Origin of the sequence: uncultured Nostoc sp. (assembly GCF_937863485.1) — a bacterium.
In the GTDB taxonomy this organism is placed as follows: domain Bacteria; phylum Cyanobacteriota; class Cyanobacteriia; order Cyanobacteriales; family Nostocaceae; genus Nostoc.
Window position 1 is genome coordinate 73,584 of record NZ_CALMFY010000174.1, and the last position, 6,000, is coordinate 79,583.

Below are 6,000 nucleotides of genomic sequence, written 5' to 3' on the forward strand. Positions count from 1 at the left end.
CGCTGCGCTATGCGCGGCATCGTCTCCCCTTCTCACATTGGGAGAGGCTAACGCCAAGGGAGAAGACCGGACTGCCGACGCTCCTACGTCGCTACCGCTGCGCTAACACCAGACGGCTGACTCCCCTACATATACTTAGATTTTTTCACGCAATCAAATCGGATTGCTATAGAATACGAGCCGGTGACATACCATTGGTGTCAACTTAAGCGCAAACTCCTTTAAAACCTCGTTTCTAGCCAAAGGCTGTAAATGCTCTTCAATTGCGGTGTCGTTAGTCTTGAGGCAAAGCCTTAGATTAGGCATTCCCAGTCTCCGACTGGGAACGAAACACGAGACAATCTCTAAAAACTTGTTCTAGGAAGGCTTTCACCTTAAGTTGACACGCATGGTGAGGTACCCCTAATTTTTCCCATTCGGACGCTGAATAATCGTTTCCATCACCCGCCGCTTGGCCTTTGGATCAATACCTACCAAGCGAATATACTCACCGCTATATTCTGCCAGAGTTGCTTCCAAGTTTGATATTGCATCAGACTCTGCATCAATGTGGCTATGAGCACAAGTTTGCCATGAACCTGTGCGGAAACGGCGCTCATCTACGTGTTCAATAATAATTTTGTAACCTTGAGACAATAATTGCCTAATTTGTGCTTGTGTATCCAAGCTCAAATGGTTACTCAATACTTCCTGTTGCTGAAATCCATTAGTTTTTACTTCTGGAGTTACACCATTGCGTGGTGGCTGATTAATTGGTATAGCAGCAGGTGGTATAGCAGCAGGTGGTGCAGATTGAGAATTTCTACCGCGATTAAGTCGATTGTAATCATCAACCAAATGGGAGTTTTCCACCCGTTTTTGTTCACCAACGAGGAAGTTACCAGACTCGATTAAGTGAGACAACCTGAAATCTGGCTTTTTAAATTCTGGTGGGCCTTTAACGCTATTAACCACACTCAAGGATACCTGCTCAAAACCTACTTGATGGATGTAGTTGCGGATTTGTTCGTCATAAATGCGCGATCGCAAAGCGCTAAAAAAGTCAATGGACTGATTGACAAAAGTATCAACTAGCTGTTCAACTTCTTTCTGTGATAGTCCATCCGCTTCAAAAATCCCCTTGACAATTCCCACTTTGTCGTCTCTGTCTGGTTCCCAATAAAATTTCTCCATCCGTCCATCCCGAATTAACGGTGCATAGAGGGTGGAAAAATCATTACCTGTGACAATAATCGGTACACGATGTAAAGGCGTGGAATCATAGCTTCCAGGCAACTGCACATCTGTGGGATTATCAGCAATATTCATCAGTGTGGCATTTACCAACTGCGTATTCACAGTATATTGAGTGCCTTCATCAAAGCGTCCAGCCCCGGCATCTAAATCGTTAATCATCAAAACACACATTTTGCCGCGTACTTTGATCAGTTCCGCTGTTTCCCGATAGCGCAGCCGAATCAACCGGGCTGGATCTCCTGCATCTGGACTTTCCAATTCGCCGCCAGATATGTTAGTCACTTCGATACCCATTTTCTCGAAGACTAATTGACATTGAAATGTTTTGCCTTCTCCTTTGCGTCCATGAATACCCAAAATCACGGGAACTCGCACACCAGGAAGTTTCAAGAAATTTTTGGTGATGTGGACAGCCAGTTTGTCCAGAAAGCGGGGAGCGATGTAGTAACCCATGAGCTTGTCTTATGAATAATTAACTCTTCTGAAGTTAATGTTAAGTTTTTTTTGGAGGTATATATCGTCAAAAAATTAACATTGAATGCCTGAAACCCAAATATTACATTTAGCGTTTTCTGTCAATGCGTAAATTATAGTAATAAAATTTACCAGATTTTGAAAAAACAGACCTTGTAAATAATAATTTTATCAAGATTTTTATTGACAAAACCACATAATTAATAGCAATTTTTATATTTAAGTAGAGAAAATTAACTGATTCAATTTAGCCAATAAAACTTTTATTTTGGCGAATTTGTGCAATTTTGAACAGCTACTATCAAAAATACTTGATAAGTATTTGTAATTAGGATGTCATTTCCTATAGAGTTAATTATCAGCTAGATAAGAATATTTCTTATTGACTTGTAATAGGTATCTGCGTTATTGACAACAATTGCATAAGTTATTTTGGTGTGAGGCAAGTATGAAATTTAACAAAAATAATGGAATCAACTGGCTGCGCTTTGCAGGCATACTAGCCCTATGCTGGGTAATGCAGCTAGATAAAGTGCGAGGTCTGACAACAAGCTGCTCCGCATCTACGCAACCAGCACCAATTGCTAACATTCCGCAACTAAGTGAACCAATACGAGGTCGGAATTAAAGCCGATTTAAACGATAAAGTTTCTGCGCTTCTAGCATTCTACGACCTGACCCGCGCTAATGTTTCAACCCCCGATCCTAGAGATACTCGGTTTTCCATTCAAACTGGCGAACAACGCAGCCGAGGGATTGAATTCGATTTATCGGGTGAGATATCGCCGGGATGGAATATTTTTACTAGTGCTGCTTAGACTGATGCTGAAATTACTTCAGATAATAACTTTAGGGTTGGCAATAGCTTGGCGAACATTCCTAAATTTAGCGCCAGCTTGTGGACAACTTACGAAATTCGAGAAGGGGATTTACGGGGTCTAGGCTTTGGTTTGGGACTTTATTATGTGGGCGATCGCTCCGGCGACCTTGCCAACACCTACGTAATTCCTAGCTATCTTCGCTTCGACAGTTCAATTTTCTCCCGACGGGAGAACTGGCGAGTGCAACTGAACTTCCGTAATTTGTTCGACACAGAATATTATCTTGGCTCCCCAAACAGCGATCGCTTAGGTGTGATTCCTGGCGCACCTTTTAGTATTGTGGGAACACTTTCTGTACAGTTTTGATGAGCATAAACCTCTGCGTCCCTTTGCGTTTCAAAACAAATCTAGTAAATAGGAGAGGCAGATAATTCTACCTCTCCTATTGCATAAACCAATTACTTAAAGCTTGCTAACTTTAGTATCTGTTGGTGCTGGGTTTGTGAACAAGAAAGCTGAGAATTTGGCACTGCTTGATGTTGTCAAAACCCACAACACGGATATAGCTGGTGTTGAATTGAGAACGGCATCCTTGAACTTCGCTCAGTACTTCTTGAGTGGATCTAGCACCAAACAAAGGTAGCTTCCACATTGTCCAATATAATTCTGTTGGCACAGAAGTTTCGTTAAACTCGATCGCTGGAATGTAACCTTGATTCAAAATGTACTGGATCTGCTTGGCAATTTGAGCATCAGTCAGGGGGGGCAGATAAGAAAGGGTTTCGTAACGACGCTCTTTTGGTAAAGTTTGCATAGCTTTTGATAATGGGTTGCGATTTTTTACTACTAGGTTGACCGAACTAATTGGATAAGTTATCCAAATTCGGATCTGAAGTCGCTTGCTGTTCTGGTTGCAGACTGGGGTTAGATGTGTCTAATCGTGTGATCCGTTCTAAATGCTGGCGACGCTGTTCCATGTTGGCTTGCTGAATGCCAGTGCGAACCATTTCCGGCAAAAATTCGATGATTTCTTCCGCAATGTGTTCCCTGACAGTCATGATTCGCAAAGCCAAATCTGGTTTTTCTCGCAACAGTTGCTCAATGTATGATTCACCATTCTGAATTTTGCCAGACGAAAAGTTATGCAGCCAAAGTTCTAATGGAGGATTCGTTTCGCCTAGCTGTGCCAGTACTGTCCTTAGAGCCTGATAAGTCAGGTAGCTTTGGAGAGTCTTGGCTGTGTCCTTGGCAATTTGCTTAAGATTCATGCTTGACCCCAGCCCTAAAGAGTTATGAGTTATGAGTTATGAATTAATGCAAATCTTAACTCTTAACTCTTAACTCTTAACTGTTAACTCAGATCAGACGGTATCCATTGCTTCAAACTCGAACTTGATTTCTTTCCACAGTTCACAAGCAACAGCTAGTTCAGGAGACCACTTGGCAGCTTCGCGGATGATATCGTTACCTTCACGAGCCAAGTTGCGGCCTTCGTTACGAGCTTGAATAACGGCTTCCAAGGCGACGCGGTTAGCGGTTGCACCAGGAGCGTTACCCCAAGGGTGACCCAGAGTACCACCACCGAACTGTAGTACAGAGTCATCACCAAAGATTTCTACTAGCGCGGGCATGTGCCATACGTGGATACCACCAGAAGCAACTGCCATTACACCAGGTAGAGAAGCCCAGTCTTGGGTAAAGTAGATACCACGAGCCTTGTCTTGCTCAATGTAGTTTTCACGCAACAGGTCAACGAAGCCCATTGTGATGCCGCGTTCACCTTCCAACTTACCAACTACGGTACCGGTGTGGATGTGGTCACCACCAGACAAACGTAGGGCTTTAGCCAATACACGGAAGTGGATACCGTGGTTCTTTTGACGGTCAATTACAGCGTGCATAGCACGGTGAATGTGTAGCAGGATACCATTGTCGCGGCACCAACGAGCCAATGTGGTGTTGGCGGTGAAACCTGCGGTCAGGTAGTCATGCATGATGATGGGCATTTTGAGTTCTTTAGCATACTCAGCCCGCTTCAGCATTTCTTCACAGGTGGGGGCGGTGACGTTTAGGTAGTGACCTTTAATTTCACCGGTTTCTGCTTGAGCTTTGTTGATAGCTTCAGCTACGAACAAGAAGCGATCGCGCCATCTTTGGAATGGTGCGGAGTTGATGTTTTCGTCGTCTTTGGTGAAGTCCAAACCACCGCGCAAGCACTCGTATACAGCGCGTCCGTAGTTCTTAGCAGAAAGACCCAATTTGGGCTTAATTGTACAACCCAGCAAAGGACGACCGTATTTGTTTAACTTGTCGCGCTCAACTTGGATACCGTGGGGAGGCCCTTGGAAGGTCTTGATGTAAGCTACTGGAAAGCGGATATCTTCTAGACGCAGTGCCCGCAGAGCTTTGAAACCAAACACGTTACCGACAATTGAGGTCAAGACGTTGGTTACAGAGCCTTCTTCAAACAAGTCCAGAGGATAGGCAACGTAACAGATGTACTGGTTGTCTTCACCGGGAACTGGTTCGATATCGTAGCAACGACCTTTGTAGCGATCAAGATCGGTGAGCAAGTCTGTCCACACAGTTGTCCAAGTACCTGTGGAAGACTCAGCCGCTACAGCCGCACCTGCTTCTTCGGGAGGAACACCAGGCTGGGGTGTCATGCGAAACGCAGCTAGAAGATCGGTATCTTTTGGTGTGTAATCGGGTGTGTAATAAGTTAGTCTGTAATCTTGTACACCTGCTTTATACCCAGATTTGCTCTGAGTCTTCGTTTGAGCGTAAGACATATTTTATCCTTCCCTGAAATCACTCTTTTTAATTATCAAATCACGTTTTGTGCAACTTCCCTTTACCGCGTTCTTTTCCCCCTTCTGTGGGGAGAAGATCAGGGAATTTTTGTTAGGGGTTGTCTTTGGAAAAAGGTACCAGTTTTTTTGCGGCAGACACCTTGGTAGCAGTAGTAACCCGCCTTACCAGTGTTCTCCCCTTCTAGAGGTACACGTCCTAGCGCTTCTAGTTTTCCCCTTTCCTACGAATCAAAATTCTTTTTTATCTCTTTTTCGCACCCAACTAAACCTTCTCAATTTCACCAAAACTTCCGCGCTTTGCGGGCAGCATTTAGATAATTCCCCTATAAATTGGGGTATTCAGGGGATTGGGCTGGCTGGCACACATTCCCGCCTCTACACTCCTTATATCTTCCCCGTTGATGGAAAAGATACCAGAAAAGAATTTACTTGACAGAGATTTAGCAGAGTGGTGAGCGAAAGATAAAAAATTCCACACCACGTAATTTGTAACTTGTTTCACAATATATCAAGAAATTGATAAGTTATTCTTAGAAAGTTTTTAACTTAACTATATGAATTTGTTATTACATAAAGATTTAAACATTTTGTTACAAATGCTTTACAAAGCGTCATGAATAACTGTATAGAGCCTTTGGGGACTGTGGAGTGGGAGT

The 6,000-nt window shown here is 43.5% G+C and carries 4 protein-coding genes and 1 pseudogene; 1 reads left to right on the forward strand and 4 read right to left on the reverse strand.

Annotated features, from left to right (window positions below; all coding sequences use genetic code 11):
- Positions 1-402: 402 nt before the first annotated feature.
- A complete protein-coding gene (locus Q0541_RS23480; protein ID WP_298916199.1) occupies positions 403-1,689 on the reverse strand; it encodes a ribulose bisphosphate carboxylase small subunit in 1,287 nt (428 codons plus the stop codon).
- A 623-nt stretch (positions 1,690-2,312) separates the two neighbouring features.
- On the opposite strand from Q0541_RS23480, the pseudogene Q0541_RS23485 reads away from it, so the two are divergent.
- Positions 2,313-2,897 (forward strand): annotated as a pseudogene (locus tag Q0541_RS23485) (TonB-dependent receptor).
- Positions 2,898-3,009: 112 nt separating this feature from the next.
- On the opposite strand, the gene Q0541_RS23490 reads toward Q0541_RS23485, so the two are convergent.
- The 3 genes from Q0541_RS23490 to Q0541_RS23500 all read right to left on the reverse strand — a co-directional run bounded on the left by Q0541_RS23490 (position 3,010) and on the right by Q0541_RS23500 (position 5,323).
- On the reverse strand, positions 3,010-3,345 hold the full coding sequence (locus Q0541_RS23490; RefSeq protein WP_298916202.1) for a ribulose bisphosphate carboxylase small subunit: 336 nt from the start codon (positions 3,343-3,345) through the stop codon (positions 3,010-3,012).
- 46 nt (positions 3,346-3,391) lie between these two features.
- Complete coding sequence (locus Q0541_RS23495; protein WP_273768090.1) at positions 3,392-3,799, reverse strand: chaperonin family protein RbcX; 408 nt, start codon at positions 3,797-3,799, stop codon at positions 3,392-3,394.
- A gap of 93 nt (positions 3,800-3,892) precedes the next feature.
- Positions 3,893-5,323, reverse strand: coding sequence for a form I ribulose bisphosphate carboxylase large subunit (locus tag Q0541_RS23500; protein ID WP_298916211.1), 1,431 nt, complete (start codon positions 5,321-5,323; stop codon positions 3,893-3,895).
- Positions 5,324-6,000 lie beyond the last annotated feature (677 nt).